This window comes from candidate division WOR-3 bacterium, from assembly GCA_029858255.1.
In the GTDB taxonomy this organism is placed as follows: Bacteria; Hydrothermota; Tepidihabitantia; order SM23-42; family SM23-42; genus SM23-42.
Map to the genome: position 1 here is coordinate 1 of JAOUFJ010000025.1, position 15,928 is coordinate 15,928.

The 15,928-nt window shown below is 46.7% G+C and carries 20 protein-coding genes; 1 reads left to right on the forward strand and 19 read right to left on the reverse strand.

Features of this window, described 5'->3' with window-relative positions; genetic code table 11:
* Positions 1 to 333: 333 nt before the first annotated feature.
* The 19 genes from OEV79_09660 to OEV79_09750 form a co-directional block, all read right to left on the reverse strand.
* Positions 334 to 939 (reverse strand): 4Fe-4S dicluster domain-containing protein, encoded by a 606-nt coding sequence (locus tag OEV79_09660; GenBank protein MDH4211695.1) that lies wholly within the window; start codon positions 937 to 939, stop codon positions 334 to 336.
* Positions 940 to 1,296 (reverse strand): monovalent cation/H(+) antiporter subunit G, encoded by a 357-nt coding sequence (mnhG, locus tag OEV79_09665; protein MDH4211696.1) that lies wholly within the window; start codon positions 1,294 to 1,296, stop codon positions 940 to 942.
* Positions 1,289 to 1,543, reverse strand: coding sequence for a monovalent cation/H+ antiporter complex subunit F (locus OEV79_09670; GenBank protein ID MDH4211697.1), 255 nt, complete (start codon positions 1,541 to 1,543; stop codon positions 1,289 to 1,291). Before OEV79_09670 ends, mnhG begins: the two co-directional genes overlap by 8 nt.
* Positions 1,540 to 2,025 (reverse strand): Na+/H+ antiporter subunit E, encoded by a 486-nt coding sequence (locus OEV79_09675; GenBank protein ID MDH4211698.1) that lies wholly within the window; start codon positions 2,023 to 2,025, stop codon positions 1,540 to 1,542. Before OEV79_09675 ends, OEV79_09670 begins: the two co-directional genes overlap by 4 nt.
* Before the next feature lie 9 nt (positions 2,026 to 2,034).
* A complete protein-coding gene (locus tag OEV79_09680) occupies positions 2,035 to 3,537 on the reverse strand; it encodes a proton-conducting transporter membrane subunit (protein ID MDH4211699.1) in 1,503 nt (500 codons plus the stop codon).
* Positions 3,538 to 3,547: 10 nt separating this feature from the next.
* Positions 3,548 to 3,886 (reverse strand): sodium:proton antiporter, encoded by a 339-nt coding sequence (locus tag OEV79_09685; GenBank protein ID MDH4211700.1) that lies wholly within the window; start codon positions 3,884 to 3,886, stop codon positions 3,548 to 3,550.
* A 13-nt stretch (positions 3,887 to 3,899) separates the two neighbouring features.
* Positions 3,900 to 4,334 (reverse strand): hypothetical protein, encoded by a 435-nt coding sequence (locus tag OEV79_09690; protein ID MDH4211701.1) that lies wholly within the window; start codon positions 4,332 to 4,334, stop codon positions 3,900 to 3,902.
* Positions 4,331 to 4,864: a DUF4040 domain-containing protein gene (locus OEV79_09695; protein MDH4211702.1), complete on the reverse strand. Its 534-nt coding sequence runs from the start codon at positions 4,862 to 4,864 to the stop codon at positions 4,331 to 4,333. The genes OEV79_09690 and OEV79_09695 overlap by 4 nt, the downstream gene beginning before the upstream one ends.
* 12 nt (positions 4,865 to 4,876) lie before the next feature.
* A complete protein-coding gene (locus OEV79_09700) occupies positions 4,877 to 6,772 on the reverse strand; it encodes a proton-conducting transporter membrane subunit (GenBank protein ID MDH4211703.1) in 1,896 nt (631 codons plus the stop codon).
* A 2-nt stretch (positions 6,773 to 6,774) separates the two neighbouring features.
* Positions 6,775 to 7,983: a proton-conducting transporter membrane subunit gene (locus OEV79_09705; protein MDH4211704.1), complete on the reverse strand. Its 1,209-nt coding sequence runs from the start codon at positions 7,981 to 7,983 to the stop codon at positions 6,775 to 6,777.
* The gene (locus tag OEV79_09710; GenBank protein ID MDH4211705.1) at positions 7,980 to 9,155 is read right to left on the reverse strand and encodes a nickel-dependent hydrogenase large subunit; all 1,176 of its coding nucleotides are present in this window, start codon (positions 9,153 to 9,155) and stop codon (positions 7,980 to 7,982) included. Before OEV79_09710 ends, OEV79_09705 begins: the two co-directional genes overlap by 4 nt.
* Positions 9,152 to 9,637: an NADH-quinone oxidoreductase subunit C gene (locus OEV79_09715; protein MDH4211706.1), complete on the reverse strand. Its 486-nt coding sequence runs from the start codon at positions 9,635 to 9,637 to the stop codon at positions 9,152 to 9,154. Before OEV79_09715 ends, OEV79_09710 begins: the two co-directional genes overlap by 4 nt.
* A complete protein-coding gene (gene nuoB, locus OEV79_09720) occupies positions 9,637 to 10,053 on the reverse strand; it encodes an NADH-quinone oxidoreductase subunit NuoB (GenBank protein ID MDH4211707.1) in 417 nt (138 codons plus the stop codon). Before nuoB ends, OEV79_09715 begins: the two co-directional genes overlap by 1 nt.
* A gap of 11 nt (positions 10,054 to 10,064) precedes the next feature.
* The gene (locus OEV79_09725) at positions 10,065 to 10,985 is read right to left on the reverse strand and encodes an NADH-quinone oxidoreductase subunit H (protein MDH4211708.1); all 921 of its coding nucleotides are present in this window, start codon (positions 10,983 to 10,985) and stop codon (positions 10,065 to 10,067) included.
* A complete protein-coding gene (locus tag OEV79_09730; protein ID MDH4211709.1) occupies positions 10,982 to 11,452 on the reverse strand; it encodes a ferredoxin in 471 nt (156 codons plus the stop codon). Before OEV79_09730 ends, OEV79_09725 begins: the two co-directional genes overlap by 4 nt.
* Positions 11,437 to 13,011: a hypothetical protein gene (locus tag OEV79_09735; GenBank protein MDH4211710.1), complete on the reverse strand. Its 1,575-nt coding sequence runs from the start codon at positions 13,009 to 13,011 to the stop codon at positions 11,437 to 11,439. Before OEV79_09735 ends, OEV79_09730 begins: the two co-directional genes overlap by 16 nt.
* The gene (locus OEV79_09740) at positions 13,008 to 13,823 is read right to left on the reverse strand and encodes an FAD/NAD(P)-binding protein (GenBank protein MDH4211711.1); all 816 of its coding nucleotides are present in this window, start codon (positions 13,821 to 13,823) and stop codon (positions 13,008 to 13,010) included. The genes OEV79_09735 and OEV79_09740 overlap by 4 nt, the downstream gene beginning before the upstream one ends.
* Positions 13,811 to 14,815: a 4Fe-4S dicluster domain-containing protein gene (locus OEV79_09745; protein ID MDH4211712.1), complete on the reverse strand. Its 1,005-nt coding sequence runs from the start codon at positions 14,813 to 14,815 to the stop codon at positions 13,811 to 13,813. The genes OEV79_09740 and OEV79_09745 overlap by 13 nt, the downstream gene beginning before the upstream one ends.
* A gap of 157 nt (positions 14,816 to 14,972) precedes the next feature.
* Positions 14,973 to 15,449 (reverse strand): hydrogenase maturation protease, encoded by a 477-nt coding sequence (locus OEV79_09750; protein MDH4211713.1) that lies wholly within the window; start codon positions 15,447 to 15,449, stop codon positions 14,973 to 14,975.
* Positions 15,450 to 15,553: 104 nt separating this feature from the next.
* Here OEV79_09750 and OEV79_09755 point away from each other — a divergent pair, with 104 nt between their 5' ends.
* The gene (locus tag OEV79_09755; protein MDH4211714.1) at positions 15,554 to 15,922 is read left to right on the forward strand and encodes a cupin domain-containing protein; all 369 of its coding nucleotides are present in this window, start codon (positions 15,554 to 15,556) and stop codon (positions 15,920 to 15,922) included.
* Positions 15,923 to 15,928 lie beyond the last annotated feature (6 nt).

A 15,928-nucleotide genomic window follows, 5' to 3' on the forward strand; every position in this document is an offset into this window, starting at 1 on the left:
TCCATCTCCGTGATGAATGAGTAATTCTTGTGAAAATCAATGCCAACATATAACATAATTGCACCTCCATTAAATCATAGTATATACCATGATCACAGAGTTGCAATTTTTTCATAACATCAAATCTAAACATTTGACAGGCAAGAAATCTTATTAAACTGTTTCGTCACTACACTCCTCGCAACTAATCGGTCTGATTATTGACTTCAATCCGATTCAGCTTATAATGGAGTACATACTACATACTTCTTAGTACATACTGAGGAAGCGCCTGTAGCTCAACTGGATAGAGCGACGGACTTCGGAACCGTCAACCGGCAAACGATCTTTTCTTCAGTATCCCCAGATCTCGTGTAGGTAGACAGACCTCCGGCATTGCGGGCATAAATACCGCAGGTGTTCGCTGCGATAGGGCGGGACGTCCGCACTCTTCGGTATTGATTCTTCCCCGTACTCTTGAGACAAAACCAGAAACAAATTGGGGTTAGCATATGCCAGTTCACCAACGCGTTTTGCAATCCAGAGTAGATGGGATCTCGTCGTGATGACTTCACCACATCGTTCACAGAATACCAGTTCTTTCTCGATTGCCTCTTCATAGTTTTCTCTGGTGATGTCAGCAAGATCATATTCCTGCGTATGCTTTATGCCTTCTTTGGTAATACAGTAAGAAACACACTGGCCACAATAAATGCATTTCTCAGGGTGGTAAATTTCGCGTCGGATACCTTTCGTTAAATCATCTTCCTGTGCACGGGCGTTTGCTGGACAAACCTCAACACACGCGCCGCAGAGTACGCACTTATCAAGATTGAATTCGATCTTGCCACGGAAGGCAGGTGCTGCAGGGGAAGGTTTGAACGGAAATTTCGAAGTATAAGGACCCTTGAATATCGCTCTTATTGCCTCACCGAGTTCTCTCAACTTTGGTTTGCGCATTTAGTTTTCCTCCCGTTCGATCTGTTCACCGCCAAGTTTGTCTTTTCCATACTGGTCGAGAATAGTGCCTTTCCACATTTTTGTACCGAAATGCAGCGAACCCTTCATTAGAGCATGTGCAGCCACCGGACTCGTAAGCAGAAGCACCGCACCGCATATCAATGCCTTTATACCCATTGGGCTGAATCCTTTTATAAGGAAAATACCGATCATGATACCGAACGTGCCAAGTGTTACGCATTTTGTCGATGCCTGGAGGCGGTTGTAAACGTCGGGAAAACGAATGAGGCCTATCGCACCCAAAAGATCGAATAATACGCCGACCCAGATGACGATCCATCCAATTGTGCTAATCATCGAGACTCCTTTTCTCCAAATACTTAGCGAGAGCGATGGTGCCGATAAAACTAAACAGAGCAAGAGAGATAGAAAGATCAATCAAATAAGGAAGGTCATAGAACAAGGCGCTCAATCCGGTGATCCCCACGAAAAGAATACCCATGATGTCCACGCCAACTGCCCGGTCTGAAATCGAAGGACCCTGGTAGATTCTGAAAAGACAAAGAAATCCACCAATTGCAAGAATACTCACCAACGCGCTCATTCGAATATCCTCCTTAGAAATCTCTCAAAATGTGAAGCGATGATTTTCGAAGCTTGCTCTAATTCCGGCGATTGTATCCATATCCAATGAATATACAAATAATCACCATCTATGTCGCACGTCATGGTGCCGGGTGTCAATGTAATAGAATTGGCTAGAAACACTTTTGCGATATCAGTCTTCAGTACAGTCTTTATCTTCACGATGCCAGGTTTGATCGGTCTCTCTGGATGTAGTACACGATACGCGACATCCACATTTGCCTTGACCATGTACCAAAGGAAGATGGGTATGTATATGACAAACCACAATATTCTGTGGATTTGTAGAAACTTAACCGGCCTGTCTGTGAAATACCCCCCGAAGACGATGGTCGCGAGCAAAACAACGATAACTCCGGCGATCAAATGATCAATATTAACACTCAGGGTTAGAAGAAGCCAAAAACAGAAAGCAATGATAAAATAGATCACGTATCTCATTCGACCTCCTTAAAAACTCATACCTACAGAACCAAAGACGAGATTTGCATATTCGACGCCTCTGAGCAATGCGTTTGCAGCAGGACCGACAAGAAAATCAATGACCTGTTGAAAGCCGATACCGAACAAGACAATTAAGACCACAAGGAAAACCATCGCAATACGCATCGTAAAAGGTGCTTTGTTCGCTTGCGTCCGTCCCTTTTTCATAAAGACATTGTTCTCAATCTTCAAAAGATAGCCCAGAGTCAAGACGCTAAATGCGATAGCGACAATTGCCAACCACCAAAAGCCCGCCTTCAGGGCACCTAACACAATCAAGTATTTGGCAAAGAAACCAACCAGAGGCGGCAGGCCGATCAATGACATGCTGCCGAAGCGAAAACTCCATGCCGTTGTTGGCATGTGCTCGCCCAAACCTGCGAGTTTCGTAATATCACGCGTTCCTGTAGCGTTGACGACGGAACCCGATGTCAAGAACAACAAACCCTTGCCGAGTGCGTGGGCGAGTATGTAGAAAATCGCACCCGCCACACCGTAGTAGTTGCCAATGCCGAATCCTAACATGATATAACCAACCTGAGAAACACTGGAATAACCTAATAACCTCTTATAATCCTTCTGACTGAGTGCGGTTATGCCAGCAAAGGCAATCGACAACAAACCCATTCCAATCAGGACATTGAAGAAAACCGGAGCGTTCGCACGGTTCAGCCCGAAGATATTGAAGACCAAACGGGCCGTCGTATACATCCCGAGCACCTTAATGAAAATCCCGGAAAGCAAGCTTGATATAGGAGCTGGCGCTGCAGGATGCGCGTCAGGCAACCAGGAATGAAATGGTACAAAGGCAGCCTTGATAGAGAAAGCAAGAAGCATCATACCCAGAACCAGCCAGAAGAACGGGGTCTGTCCAACAACTTGGAGCACATTAGCCATATCAGCAAGATTGAGTGTCGAGGTCTTCGCATACAGTAATGCGATGGAAAGCAAGAAGGTCAAACCGCCGACCTCACCCATCACCATGTACTTGAACGAAGCCTCCAGCTCTTCAGCATCCACCCCGAATGCTACAAGCGCATATGATGATATCGCTGCGATCTCAAGAAATACGAACATGTTGAAGAGATCGCCCGTGATTGAGACACCCATCATCCCGGCGGTTATCAGCATGTACAGTGTGTAGAACTTCCACTGTCCAGTGTAGTGAGACATATACCGCAAGGAAAAAATACTTCCGGCAAACACCAGTATCGATATAACAAGAACCATGAAAGCCGACAGTGAATCGAACGCCATTACGATCCCGAGTGGAGGCGGCCAATTGCCCATTTCGTAAACGATCATTGGAAACTGCTGGGTAACCGCGGCACCATATAGCGCGAGGATGAAAAGAGCGAATGACACGAGAGTAACGAAAATCCATATTACGGACTTGGCGATCTTGCCCAAAATAGGAATAATGAAAGCAGCAGCCAAAGGTATGGCAAAAAATAACGGAATAAATGTCACACTCGCCTCCTTATCCTTTCAATTTTCTGATCTCTGCAATATCGAAAGTCTTATACCGGCTGTAGATACGCAGGACAACGGTCAACATTAGGGCTGTCGTTCCAAGAGCGATTACGATTGCGGTCAGTACGAGTGCCTGAGGAATCGGATCAACAAACTTGTGCGCCATATCGACCTTGGTGATTATCGGCGCCAACATTCCAGTCCGGAAACCAATCAACGCGAAGAGAAGGTTGATCGCATACTCAATAAGGGCGAAACCGATGACGATTTTTATCATGTTGCGTTTGGTAACAATTGCATACAAACCTATCAAGAATAGAATGATACAGCTCAGGAAAATAATCATATAATACCTCTCCTCAGTCCTTCACCACATACTTGACAGCCGCGAGGGCAAGGAAAATGGAGAAAAGTCCCGCGCCAACCTTAATCCCGATTGCGATGTTACAGAATGGAATGATCCCAGCGCTCCATAGGTTCAAGGCAATTCCCTTAGGTAGAAAATTGAGGAAGAATGTTCCGGCGATTATCATCCCGGCAAGAGCAATGCCGATGAATAACAACGCACCGACACTCTCGAAAACCGAAGTCCTGGTCTCCGACTTCTTTTCATCGGCGGGTTCGCTCCCGAAAGCCAGTATTCTCAGGATCAAAGCACCCGCTACGATCACGCCACCGGCAAAACCACCTCCAGGTGTCAGGTGCCCGTGCAGGATAATATATACCCCATAGATGAAAATGAAACCGATTATGATCGTGGTAACCGTTCTGACTATCAGACTCATACCTTTCATTTCTTCCTCCCAACGCTACGAATAAGAGCAGCCACACCTATCACTGACGTAAAGAGAACTGTCGCCTCGCCAAGTGTATCAAGCGCCCGGAAATCCAAAATCACATCCGCAACGAGATTAGCACCGCCCGTTCCAGGTAGTCCAAGTCGGATATACTCACTAGCCACCCTCATCGTCGCATTGCCAAATGCAGGTAATTCCTGCAGAGCATTTATGATCGCTATAAAAAAGAGCAGTGCGAAGAAAGAAAAGCTGACGATCGAAAAGACGTGGGGACCCGTCATTTTCTTACCGATAGTCTCATCGATGTGCGTGGTTTGGAAAATAACCGCTACGAAAATAACGATCGTCACAACCTCGACAACGATCTGCACAATCGCAAGATCTGGAGCTTGAACGAGTATGAACATGATAGCAACTGAGAAACCAACCGCGCCAAGTGATATCACTGCAGCCAGCAGATCCTTGATCTCAGTGGCGATAAAGGCTGCTATTATCATGAAAACAAGAAAAAGATAGAGTTCAATCATTCACGCCTCCCCTCAAAAAACCAAAATGAGTAGAATTACAATACCACCGAGAAAAATCCAACCGACGTACGTGTATAACTCACCAGTGTGAAGCAAAGAAGTCAGATTCCCGATCATCCCTGCGATGCGCCCGACTATTTTGTACATAGAGGTAATAATGCGGTCGATCACGTCTTTCGAGAGTATGGCGGCACCGTCTGCTGCACCACGCAGGTAGTTATAGAAATCAAACGCTCCGCCTTCACCGAAATCATAGGTCTTCTTGAGCATCTCCATGCTATTCAGGGAAGAATAGAAATTCGGTCCGGTCATCCTTGCTGCTTCTTCCTCCATGATCTCGCCGCCGACGAATATACGGGTCCTTCTCGGTTTCATCGCCGTACCAATCAGATACACAATGAGACCCACAATAATACCCACGATGATAAGGACAGTTGCGAGGGTAGGCGACCAGAAACCCACTTCACTTATATCATATCCCAGGCTGGGCAAAACTAGATGCTTAAGAGGCAAAGCCTGTGCAAAAACACCAAAGGCGATACACCCGAGGGCAAGAAACAGTGCGGGTACGACCATCTCAAAACGTGCCTCACGAACTTTATTCAACTCTTTCGGTCTTTCCCCAAGGAAGATTGAATGTATCAATTTAAGGCTATAGGCGAGGGTCAGAATACTACCGAACATTGCGCAAATGAGAAAAATGAACCAAATATTGATTTTATCACTCATCTCGATTATGCCCTGATAAATCATCCACTTCGAGTAAAAGCCGTTCAATGGCGGAACTCCAGACAAGGCAAGTGCAGCCACCACAAAGGTGAATAGCGTATAAGGCATTTTGACACCCAACCCACCAAGAGCATCCAGGTCCGTTGTTTTCGCTCGATAATCAACAGAACCCGTACTGAGGAATAGAGCGGATTTGTAGAGTACGTTGTTCAACATGTGAAACAAAGCACCGGCAATTGCGATCGGTATGCCCGTGCCGACTCCCAATACCATATATCCTGCCTGCGATACAGTAGAGAAAGCCAACAGCCTTTGTGCATCCTTCTGCCATAATGCCATCAGCGCCATGAAGATGATGGTTATCGAACCGATTATCATCAATGTCAACTGCAAGGGAACATACTTTGTGATGTCGAAAATGTTGTATGAGATCCTCATCAGAAGATAGAAGCCAAGCAGTTTATCCAGACTACCTGGTATGAACGCCATGGTCGATGCAGGAACGACTTTCGATGCCTCGGGTATCCATGTGTGCAGAGGAACCGTACCGAGCTTGGCCAGCACGCCGACCAGGATCATTACATATGACACCACCAGCCAGACATCGGTGAAACGAAGCGTATTCTCGAGAGGAAAATTGAGATTACCGGTCCTCACAAGAAATATGACGATACCAAGCATCATCAAGTAATCCGAGACGCCAATAATAGTTATCGCCTTGCGTGCCGCTGGCGAACTATATACCTTGCCTACCTGCAGAATACCGTAGAGCGAGAAAACGAGCACATTCCAGAAGAGCAAGAGGAATATCAGATTACCACTTAGAACAACACCATTAGCGGCAGAAAGAGTGAGAGCAACGTATAAGTAGTATACTCTCTCACGCGGCATCTTCGACATTGCCCTTAAGGAATAGAGCCATATGAGAATGGCGAAGATGGCGTTAAAAAGAACAATAAACCCGGCCAGGCTATCGGCGTAGAATCTAAAGTCAATGCCAATGATTGACGCAACGTTGTAGGATATTATCTGGGTTCTCGTAGCAATGAAGATTCGTATCGCATACCACAGCGTCAATATGAACGCCACAAGGTCAAATTCGGTCCGAAGACGATTGATGACAAAACCGAGCAGGCCGAAAAATATTGGCGCAACTATGACATAATATATCTCATTCATTTCTACAATCCCCCTGTGGTCAGATAATGCACTGGTTGATAGAAGAATATTCCGAGCAGCAGTGAAACCATCGCGAGGATAAACACCACTGCCACGCCCGTGTAACTCGGCCGTTTGGCGCGCAGTTTGTAGACATCACATCTCTCTCCAAAGAAGAGTTCATGGTAAAATCTGGTGTTGTATAGTAGCGTAAAAATCGCCGCCACTATTGCTCCGATTCCGAAATAGGCAGTCTTTTCAACCGCTCCAATCACCACCGTCAATTTCGAAAAGAACCCAAGCATTGGGAAGAATCCGACAATTGAACCGACCAGCATCGCCATGGAGACTGCGAGAACGGGTGACAATCTGAGCAAACAGGCAACATTCCTCATATCATCTTCGCCTGTGGCATCCTCGATGACACCCACACCGTAGAACAATCCCGATTTAGCCAAAGCATGCGCCGCGATGTACAGAACGCCTCCGAGTATTCCATAGGTACCTCCCACTGCGAAGGCGAGTATCACAAAACCCAGCTGGCTAATAGTCGAGAAAGCTAGCAGGCTCCGGAGTTTATACACTCTCAGTGCGACACCGCCTCCGATGATGCTGGAAATGATAGCAATCCACGCCACAGTGTTGAAGAATACAGGAGCAGCATAATTACCCATAGTAAAGAGACGGAGGAAGAGGATTGCACCAAGATTCTCTGCTATGCCTGCCAGACTGGCGCCTATCGCCGAGGGGATGGCGTTATAGGCAGGTGCCAGCCAGATATGGAGAGGGATCGTAACCGACTTGGTGAGTATCCCGATCAAGATCAATATCGCTGCCGTGTCATTTATTACGATGATCCCCGGTAAATTGAATGTCCCATTATCCATGTACAGTATCGAAAATCCGATCAGCATCAGGGTCGCAGCCGCAAAATTGACCAGGAAGGTGAGCGTACCGGCAGATATCTCACCGTCCCCACGGTAATAGGCAACTGCCCTCCACACCGCAAATGTTGAGATTTCCCAGAGTATGTACATCAACAATAGATTATATGTCAACGCGACGCCCACACCAGATCCGACGATCAGAAAGAGCATGATGTAGAATTCCAGGCGATGTCCCTTTTCTCGATTTGTAGCCAGACCGTATATCAGAGACATAAGACCAATAAAAACAAATATTGCACTGAGGAAAATCCCATAATGGTCAACGAAAAAATCTAATCCAATCATCGCCGATATCTCCTTCTTAGTTTTTCGGTCTTTTGTCGCGAAAGTTGTAGTAAATCATGTCCCGTGAATTTTTTCTTTCCATCTTCGAAAACAACTGTACGTTCGGTGCAACAGTAGCACGGGTCGACAGCAGCAAGAACCAGCGCAGCATCAGCAATTGAATAACCCCTGACAGCGACAACGTTCGATGGTATATTCATATAACTGGGCGCCCGTATCTTGTGTCTCGCCGGCATGTTTGAACCGTCAGAGCGCACATAGTGGAACACCTCACCGCGGGGAGCTTCGTGCCTGCCTATACCTTCACCCGGTGGGATTTCATCGACCCTGGCCTCGATCGGACCATCTGGCATATCTCTCAAGCATTGTCTTACGATTTTTATCGACTCGTAGCACTCAAGCAGTCGCACCTTTGCCTTCGCTAAAATGTCTCCTTCTTCGAAGACAATCATATCCCAATCAACCTTGCCATAAGCGTCGTATGGATCATCCTTACGAACATCGATTGCGTACCCAGAGCCCCGGGCAGTCGGACCCAAAACCCCATAGGCAATCGCGTCCTCTTTGGACAAGATACCGACGTTCTCGAGCCTGGCTCGGATGACCGGGTCGTCGAGCACGGCTTTGGTGAACATGGTCGTTTTTTCTTCAACAAGATCCAAATACTCCTCGATCTTACCGTAATATTCGGGCGGTATATCGCGACGCGCGCCTCCGACCTTGTTGACAGCGTAATGATTGCGGTTACCCATTATCAACTCAAAAATATCAAGCAACGGCTCGCGATAACGCCAGACCCACATCCACACCGTGTTATAGCCAATGAAATGCCCGGCAAGGCCAACCCATAGATAGTGAGAATGTATGCGCTCCAACTCACCGATAATCGTCCTTATGTACTGCGCACGCGGCGGTGGTTCAATACGCGCCGCATCCTCAACTGCCAGGACATATGCATACGGGTGCGAGTCGGAACAGATACCGCATATTCTCTCCACCAGGAAGGGAATTTGGTCGTAAGTCATTTTCTGAGCAATGAATTCGTGTCCGCGGTGGTTGTAGCCGATATTTATCTCAAGATCCACGACCTTTTCCCCTTCGACGATAAGCTTGAAGAACTCAGGTTCCTCCTGAAGCGGATGGTAAGGACCAATCGGTACTATTCTCTTCACTGGTCCTCCTTGGTTTTCTCGATTTTGAACTCCTTATGTTCATCGGCATAGTCACGCCTTAATGGATGCAGATCAGCCGGCCACGTTTCTGCCGTAAGGAGCGGTACCAGGTTCGGGTGACCCGTGAAGTCAACACCTAATAACTCATGGATCTCCCGTTCAATCCAATTAGCAGCCGGCAGGAAATCGGCCAGACTTTTTACCTTCGGGTCATCCTTCGGCACGAGTGTTTTGATGCTGTAGTAAGTTCCACTCGGGTCATGCGAGAAATGATAGAGTATCTCAATGCCGTCACGTTTGTCAATGCCGGTCGCAATGGATAAACGGCATTTTTTTTCTTCGAATAGGAATTTGGCAAATTCGTATACATCGTCCCTGGATATGCTGATGTAAGTGCGGCGCGGTGCGTGAATCTTCACCGATGCATGCGGGAATTTTGCGCCGATCTCATCCAGTATTTCCTGTGAATATTCTTTTTTCATCATAACCTCTTTAGTGCCTTCACTACACCGCTGATTATCGCCTCCGGCTTCGGAGGACAGCCTGGAATATAGACATCCACTGGAATATACTTGTCATAGGGGCCCACTACGTTATATGATGGCTCGAACATATGATTGTCACAAGTACAGGTCCCGACGCCGATAACAAGACACGGTTTGGACGTTTGTTCGTATACACGCAGCACACGGGGTAGCGATTTACGGTTTAGCACGCCGGTTATCAACAGTGCATCGGCGTGCCTCGGTGAACCCACCAGGACAATGCCGAAACGCTCAACATCCCACCGCGGCGTCAGAATATCCAATATCTCGATATCGCAATTATTGCATGAAGCTGCGGCCACGTGAAATACCCAGGGAGATTTTTTCAGTCCCCAAAGTTTAGCATTCGCCATATCATTCTCCTTTATAAACCGTAAACAGCAAGAACCAACCCGATCACAGACAAGACGCCAATTCCCAGCCAGAAAAATCTAAGGGATTGGTCTATTCGGATCCTGGGATTGGTATTCTTTATGAGTATTATAAGAACGACAATTAACAGGAATTTCAGAATTGCCCACCAAGTACCGAAACCTCCCCACAGTACCGATATGAGAAAAAGCGGCAGAAGAAAAAACATCATCGCACGCACAACACGGAACGTGGCAAGAGCCACGCCTGAATATTCAATATAGGGACCGGCCATAATCTCCTGTTCAGCCTCGGGAATATCGAACGGTACGAAACCAAGTTTCGCCTGCGTCGATAGTAGAATAACGACAGCTCCTATGACACCAGAAATGGAATACAAAAAAGGCCCCTGGGCCTGCTGTGCCAAGATGATATCGCCGAACCTGATGCTCCCACCGGCCTTAAGGATGATGGTGGCAATAGTGATCAAGAAGGGCAGTTCATACGCAAAATACTGGGTCATCTCACGAGATACCCCAACACTCGCCAGCGGATTCTTGGAAGCGGAACCACCGATCATGAGACCCAACGGCGGTATAGCTAGAAGGTAGACCATTACGATTAGATCACCGACAAAAGTGCCGCCTGGGTTCATGTTCATTGAAAAAATCATCACTGCAAAGATAGTCATCGCCACGAGGCCGATAATCGGGCCCATCAGGAACAAGATCTTCGAACTTCCTTCAGGAATTATCGTCTCTTTGAGGAGCAGTTTAAGAAAGTCAGCATATGGCTGATACCATGGTGGACCCACGCGCCAATGGATACGCGCCGTTACTTTACGATCAATCCACGTAAGAAAAAGACCGACCACCGCAGTAAAGATAAAACCCGGGAATATAAGATATGAAAAAAGAACTCTGACTACACTCATGACTTTCTCCTGAAAAATAAATCCTTCGACACCATTCTCATGCCAATCTCATGCTGCTCGATTTCCTCATCAGATAGCCATTGAAGTGCACCAGATGAACAAGCACTAACACATCTCGGCCCTTCTTCGCGATCAGCACACAAACTGCATTTTTGCGAAATGTGTCTGACCAGAGGCGCATCGATGACGCCAAAGGGACAGGCGAATGCACAGCCTTTGCATCCTATGCAGACCATGGCCGAGCGAATAACATAGCCGGTACTGTCATCCCTCGTAATCGCCTCTACAGGGCACGATGCGAGACAGAGCGGCTGTTTACAGTGCTTACAGGCAAGCGGCAGGTATGCTATCCCGGCGATATCTCCGTGTCGAATACGCGCTTCACCTTTGAATGCTGCCTTACAGGCCGCCTCACAGGACCGACAACCACAACATAAATCAAGGTCCAGCACTATTCTTTTCTGCATATTTTCACCTCGGTTGGAATAAAATTGACTGTTTGGAGTTCGTTATCGATCTCGTATTCAAAAAGACCACGCACACTGGGAGTTTCTGCTGCCACCGCTACTACTCCCTGACCAACATCCTCAGTGATTTTCACTGGCAGGTCTGCACTGCTTTGCTTCGATGTAATCGACGCCGTATCATGAGCCCCGATGCCCAGTTCGGCAGCATCAAAGGGATTGATCTTCAGCGCCTCTCCTTCAAGAAACCCGAGAAAATTGTAGGCAACTTTCTCGCCGACTAACTTGAATGACTTCTTCTTTGTCCCAGTTATCTCAGTAATTCTGCGTGCCCGTTCCTTAACATCTATTTTCTTCTCAACGGAATTCGGCACTTTACCTTTACTGGATTCGCTGGACAGCATCGACAATATTGCTTCTATAGATTTTACACCACTGGGAGGGTCGATATTGCCGGTCAATTTCCTTTTTCCGAATGTTGTGACGACGGTACCTTCTTTTTCAATATTGAGTGGTACGGGAAGCAGAGTTTGGTCCTTGTGCTTCAACGTTGAGGTCGCATAGATATTCGCGCCTTTCAATTTATCGACCAGCTGAGGATAGTAGAATGGGAAGAGTTCACCAAAATTGATCAGGTTCTTAATTTTCTTTTTCTTGACCATCTCGATGATTGCAGGAAAACTCTGATTGCCATCATACCCCGCAAACTCAACGAACGGCACAACCTTCATATCGCTGAATTCATGCATTCGATTAAGACCTTCCGCACACAACGCCGGATCGTAGGTGTGTCCAAACGGCAGAGAAGCATAAATAAGACCTTTACCACTGTTCTTGATGGCATTGGATAACCGTTTGACTATACCGCCATCGATCCCCGTTGCTGTGGCGATATCCATACCACCAATATTTTCCTGCGCGAGACCTAAAAGCAGCAGGGGTTCGGTACCTATATTAACCTTCAAAAACTGACTTGCAAATCCGGCCGTGTGTGTGTTCAACGAATCAATGACGACAAGTTCATTTCTCTTATCCTTCATCTTCCATTCGATAATAGCGCGCGATGACATTGGTGCTTGATTGAATAAATCGCCCAGCACAAATACGATATTTGCCTTGTCAAGATCGGCTGGAGCAAAAGGCTGTTCCAAGAAGGGACGTAGGATATGTTCGGGTTCAAAATATGTTGATGCAGTATATTGGATACCCACACTGTCGCAGAAGCCAAGGATCGCAGCGTACTCCTCAGGTGTGACATTGCGGTCAAACGTTACCGCGGCGCTCTTCGGACTGCCAACTACCTTGCCCAGTTCCTTGGCCATTTTTGACCAAACAACAGCTTTGCCACTCTTCAGAGGTATTGTTGATCGCCGAGGATGGTCCAGATATATCGCTGCAGCACTTCCCCTGGGACAGAGTCTTCCATTGTTGTTTCCATCCTTAACGTACTCGACACCCTTTATTCCAAAATCGTTGAATACTATGCCGAATTCACAGCCAAAACTACAGAATGGACAAAGTGCCCGCTTGACAGTTATCGTCTTAGGATCGATATTCTTCATAGAAACGGCTCCTCGATATCCTTAACTTCTTCCCATGTAAGAACCGGACCGTCCTTACAAACATAGAATTTCCCGACGCGACAGTGATTGCACTTGCCCAAGCCACAGGACATATTCTTCTCCATCGATAGATATATATTCTCGTGTTTAAAACCAACTTCCACCAGCCTCTGGGTCGAGAATTTCATCATGAGCGGCGGTCCGCAGACTACGGTAGGCGAAGTTTTGACATCCACAGGAACCTTGTCAAGAATGACAGTCACAACGCCGACTCGACCCTTCCAAGATTCATCACCAACATCCACTGTCATCAACAGATCAACCCGGTCAATTTTCTGCCACTCGGGAATAAGACGTTTGTAGACTATATCCTGTGGTGTCCTGGCACCGTATCGTACATAGATTTTTTTGTAGCTCTTCAAATCGTGCAGCAATGCCAGGAACAGCGATCGCAGTGGAGCAAAACCCACGCCGCCACCGACGATGAACACTTCCTTACCCTTAAAATTCTGTAATGGATACGGTTTTCCGAAAGGCCCCCTGACACCAACAAGATCACCCTCCTTCATATTGAACAGCGCGTCGGTAACGCGCCCAACCTTCATGATCGTGAATTCCATATCGTCGTCGTATGGTGATGAGGAAGGTGTGAACGGCGCCTCGCCCATGCTGGGTATGGTCAATTCGGCAAACTGCCCTGCTTCGAAATCGAAAGGTTTACCGTCCAGTATGAAAGTTGTGATATTTGGCGTCTCGGGGATTATTTTCTTGATCTTAATCGGAATTGGATAATAGGGATTTATATGTTCCATAGAATCTCCCTTATATCTATTTTAGCCGAACAACCCAATAGACATCTCCCGCAGCCTGAGCAGGCAAGGATGTTCTCATATTTCATGAAAAAGTCAAACTTGCACTGGAAGCGGTTCCAGAATCGTTCGTCAATTCGGCTGCGCGGATTTGCACCACCACCTACGCGAGCATAAGCAGCATAATAACATGTATCCCATATCCTGACGCGCTCAATATCCTTTCCTTTCTTGTAGTCACTCAAGAGAAAGCAGTAGCATGTCGGGCACGCATGCAAACAAGCGTGACATTCCACGCATTCATCACGTGCGTTACGAATCCTCGCTTTATCCGCTGCCTCCACGCGCGCTGGTAGATCTTTCCTAAACGGTTTGCTGTTTATTTTGTTGAGTTCCCTGATCGCTTTTTCCCGCATCGACTTACGCTCTTTCTCATCGTCATCCTTTGCTTCCGTAAATATGCTCTTGTATGCATCGATGATTTCCTCTCCTCTTTTTGTGTAAGCCTCGAACAGCAAACCAGCAGGCAATTCTGTGAAGTTCAGGTCACAAGTGGCATCACCGTACGGATTGAGACCTAACAGATTGCAGAAACAGGAATCTTCAGGTTCCGGGCAATCGGCTGAGATTACAATTGTCTTATCCCTACGCTCTTTGTAAAATGGGTCAACTGGTTCCCACCCCATGAAAACGCGGTCGTAGATATCAACGCCTCTCAGGTCACAGTTCTTTACACCAAAGAGATATCGCTTCTCGACCTGTCTTGCCTCATCCTTGGGGAACTTAGCCACTGTATCCCGGCTCGGGAAAAAGAATTGTTTGATGTTCTCCGCGGTTCTTATCTTCGCGAAGTCAGGTTTGAATTCGTGAGCGTCATCAAACCTCACGAGATGCGTCCTGCCCTCCTCGAACATCGGATAATACAGCGACCCATCCCTTGATAGTTCTCTTACAAAAGTCAATATTTTATCTGGGGATAGTAGATAGCATTTCATAGAAGCTTATTATATTAATTTTGTATACCCTGTCAACACTTTGCAGGGACAAAAGTATTGACCATCATAATTGAATAGCCCGGAGGATTCACAATATGAATTAACATTCATGCAGATAGCTGAATTCAGGGTGGTTATGTAGCTGGATTTAGGAAGATTATCTGATTTGTTCAGATAATGCCTCATAGATGTCTATTATACAAACGCGGTGACCGATGTCAATATTGTTCAGAACACCAATGATCCGATCAGCAGTCTCCTTCACGGGCGTCGTGATGCATTCATAAGAAAACGCAGGCATTCCAAGAAAGAATATGTCCTTCACTCCGCCATCGATCAGGAATTCGCACATCGCGCCGAGAGACAGGTTATGCGTTGATACGGACACCGTGCTCAGTCTAAAAATCTCTTGACTTCTCAAGAGAACGCAATTTCGCGACTCTTTGTCAATTGTATCCACGAGAATAACCAAATCGGGGGATAATGAGATTATTCTATTCAGGTAGTTCTCAGGATACAGACCGCAGTCGAGTTTCTTAAGCATATCACTCTCCTGGAGGTGTTCAACAACATAAGGGCCAAACGCATCGTCTCCGCGTTCGGTATTGCCTATTCCACATACTACAATACGCATTCGAGTATTATAGCTCTCACAAACCCGATGTCAATCAAATATGAACGTTAGTTCTATACCCGCCAGATATTGACACTTTGTGCGAAATAGCTATATTTGAATGAATGTATGTCAAAAAGCTAAGAGAATGCATGCCTTTCATCGGGGGCGACGGTTCACTGTTGAGAGAGATTCTGCATCCGGGCAAAGAAGAAGTCGATATCCGCTACAGCCTCGCCTGGGCACGTTTGGCGCCAAAAAAAAAGACCACAGCGCACGTATTGGATCACGCTGAAGTCTACCATGTTCTCAGGGGAAAAGGTCGAATGCACATAAATAAGGAAGTTACTAAAGTTACAAGGAACGATACGGTGTACATACCATCTGGCGCGGTTCAATTCATCGAGAATACTGCTGACGAAGATCTGGAATTCCTGTGCATCGTTGACCCAGCCTGGCGACCTGAGATCGAACGAGACGCAGAAGAGATCTGACATTCA

What these genes read in the sequence shown, in the direction of transcription:
- OEV79_09730 (MDH4211709.1), bottom strand. Translation starts at nt 11,452, where the DNA reads ATGCAGAAAAGAATAGTGCTGGACCTTGATTTATGTTGTGGTTGTCGG.
- nuoB (MDH4211707.1), bottom strand. Translation starts at nt 10,053, where the DNA reads ATGGCGAATGCTAAACTTTGGGGACTGAAAAAATCTCCCTGGGTATTT.
- OEV79_09750 (MDH4211713.1), bottom strand. Translation starts at nt 15,449, where the DNA reads ATGCGTATTGTAGTATGTGGAATAGGCAATACCGAACGCGGAGACGAT.
- OEV79_09745 (MDH4211712.1), bottom strand. Translation starts at nt 14,815, where the DNA reads ATGAAATGCTATCTACTATCCCCAGATAAAATATTGACTTTTGTAAGA.
- OEV79_09715 (MDH4211706.1), bottom strand. Translation starts at nt 9,637, where the DNA reads ATGAAAAAAGAATATTCACAGGAAATACTGGATGAGATCGGCGCAAAA.
- OEV79_09700 (MDH4211703.1), bottom strand. Translation starts at nt 6,772, where the DNA reads ATGAATGAGATATATTATGTCATAGTTGCGCCAATATTTTTCGGCCTG.
- OEV79_09660 (MDH4211695.1), bottom strand. Translation starts at nt 939, where the DNA reads ATGCGCAAACCAAAGTTGAGAGAACTCGGTGAGGCAATAAGAGCGATA.
- OEV79_09670 (MDH4211697.1), bottom strand. Translation starts at nt 1,543, where the DNA reads ATGAGCGCGTTGGTGAGTATTCTTGCAATTGGTGGATTTCTTTGTCTT.
- OEV79_09740 (MDH4211711.1), bottom strand. Translation starts at nt 13,823, where the DNA reads ATGGAACATATAAATCCCTATTATCCAATTCCGATTAAGATCAAGAAA.
- OEV79_09685 (MDH4211700.1), bottom strand. Translation starts at nt 3,886, where the DNA reads ATGATTATTTTCCTGAGCTGTATCATTCTATTCTTGATAGGTTTGTAT.
- OEV79_09675 (MDH4211698.1), bottom strand. Translation starts at nt 2,025, where the DNA reads ATGAGATACGTGATCTATTTTATCATTGCTTTCTGTTTTTGGCTTCTT.
- mnhG (MDH4211696.1), bottom strand. Translation starts at nt 1,296, where the DNA reads ATGATTAGCACAATTGGATGGATCGTCATCTGGGTCGGCGTATTATTC.
- OEV79_09705 (MDH4211704.1), bottom strand. Translation starts at nt 7,983, where the DNA reads ATGATTGGATTAGATTTTTTCGTTGACCATTATGGGATTTTCCTCAGT.
- OEV79_09690 (MDH4211701.1), bottom strand. Translation starts at nt 4,334, where the DNA reads ATGAAAGGTATGAGTCTGATAGTCAGAACGGTTACCACGATCATAATC.
- OEV79_09725 (MDH4211708.1), bottom strand. Translation starts at nt 10,985, where the DNA reads ATGAGTGTAGTCAGAGTTCTTTTTTCATATCTTATATTCCCGGGTTTT.
- OEV79_09755 (MDH4211714.1), top strand. Translation starts at nt 15,554, where the DNA reads ATGTATGTCAAAAAGCTAAGAGAATGCATGCCTTTCATCGGGGGCGAC.
- OEV79_09695 (MDH4211702.1), bottom strand. Translation starts at nt 4,864, where the DNA reads ATGATTGAACTCTATCTTTTTCTTGTTTTCATGATAATAGCAGCCTTT.
- OEV79_09735 (MDH4211710.1), bottom strand. Translation starts at nt 13,011, where the DNA reads ATGAAGAATATCGATCCTAAGACGATAACTGTCAAGCGGGCACTTTGT.